1 protein-coding gene and 1 pseudogene are annotated in these 783 nt (G+C 40.5%); both read right to left on the bottom strand.

The features are described from left to right. Nucleotides 1-204: 204 nt before the first annotated feature. Nucleotides 205-528 (bottom strand): hypothetical protein, encoded by a 324-nt coding sequence (locus tag L1D60_RS23400; protein ID WP_239843168.1) that lies wholly within the window; start codon nucleotides 526-528, stop codon nucleotides 205-207. Between the two features lie 131 nt (nucleotides 529-659). Further along, nucleotides 660-783 (bottom strand): annotated as a pseudogene (locus tag L1D60_RS23395) (IS110 family transposase); the annotation flags it as partial.

Genomic DNA, 783 nt, shown 5'->3' with positions numbered 1-783 from the left:
TGCGTATCTAAGCCAATGAAAATTATGCTATCGTTAGTCATGCTAGCCTCCAAATTTAGTTGTTTGACGCACTAATTATGGCTCTGGCTTTAAGCTAACCCACGATTTTGGAGGCTAGCACCTCGTGGGGGTCATTATGTCTATGTTGCCTCTAGTTATCTTTCACCCAGTCACACTGAGCGAGTATATCGTCCAGTTTTACTGTTATATTCTTGACCATTCACGGTGGTCCGCATAGCTTAAGGCTTTCATTCTCGCTGAGTAATAAAGCTTTTGGTCATATTGATCTATTGCCCAAGCAGCGTCCCACCAAATTCTAGAAAGTTCACGCTCTTTATCGCGGTCGATCTCCTTACCTAAGACTTGTAAATCGTATAGATATGCTTTGGTTGCAAGGGCTGCCTTGTACACGTTTTCTATTGCGACTTTTTTATTTTGAAGCTGCTCAATTGATTCTTTCTTCGAGTCCTTCCAAAATTTGACTCCAGACAAGATTGCGTTTAGTGAAGCGGGAATAAAAGATGACATGTCTAACCTTATGAAATTATAGGATAATAATCTAACATGTATTCTTTGTTCAGAGTATAGTTAAATCGCTTTTAAGGGCAAAGTGAGGTGAATCGATACTACAACATAACAAACGACTATGGCGTCAATGATTAATTTTTGACTGCGTTCTCATCCCACATGGCGCCATCTCTTAGCATCGAGTTAAGGGTCACAACCATCTTTCTTACACACGCGATTATTGCGACTTTCTTAGGTTTTCCGGCTGCTAGAAGT

The sequence above is a fragment of the Vibrio sp. Isolate30 genome (assembly GCF_022397975.1).
Lineage (GTDB): Bacteria > Pseudomonadota > Gammaproteobacteria > Enterobacterales > Vibrionaceae > Vibrio > Vibrio fortis.
This window is presented reverse-complemented; position numbering and strand designations above follow the sequence as displayed.